This window comes from Lacinutrix sp. YIN62, from assembly GCF_057219185.1.
Genome location: NZ_JBXVVH010000082.1, coordinates 1 through 763, shown reverse-complemented (window position 1 = coordinate 763; position 763 = coordinate 1). Strand labels below are relative to the sequence as shown.

Genomic DNA, 763 nt, shown 5'->3' with positions numbered 1-763 from the left:
AAACAAAGCAAACGTTCCTCAAAATATTATTTGTATCATAAAACACAAGGGCTCTCTATCCTAATACAACTGAATAAAGAAGCATAGCATAAAGTCTTTTTTTTTTGATACAATAGCCTCAAAAAAAATTCATGATAGAACCCAAAACAACCCTTAGTATAAACGGAGAATTTCTCTTTAACTTTGAAAAAGTCACCCTTAACCAATCTATAAATGAGCACCACTCCTTTGCTATTACTGTTGATTACGACAGTATAGAAGCCACAGGGGCTTACACACTAGACAACTCTACAGAATGGCTTGGTAAATCTGTTGTGATTAATTTTAACGACACCGAATTTCTTGGTGTTATTACCAATGTTAAGCTTCAACACGACCATGGCTTTGATGGGAAATTAGTAGTTAGTGGCTATTCTAAAACTATAGTCCTAGAGAATGGAAACCATATGCAGTCTTGGTTAGGTAAAAACTTAAATACCATTATAAATGACACTGTAAATGCAGGAGGCCTTACGGCGCAAATCAACCCTGTTTTCACTTCTCTTATAGAATACCAAGCACAATACCAAGAAAGTCATTTCCAATTCATTCAACGTATGGCCAAACAATATAACGAATGGCTGTATTATGATGGAGTACAACTTATTTTTGGTAAACCAACTTTAAAAGCACCTATTACTATAGAATATGGCGCAGATATGGACACCATTAATATTGCTATAGAAGCCATTGCAAATAAGGCCTCTCGCTTTTCTTATAATGC

The 763-nt window shown here is 34.9% G+C and carries 1 pseudogene; it reads left to right on the top strand.

The features are described from left to right. Window positions 1–131: 131 nt before the first annotated feature. Window positions 132–763, top strand: a pseudogene (locus tag AC2D8I_RS16290) (type VI secretion system Vgr family protein); the annotation flags it as partial.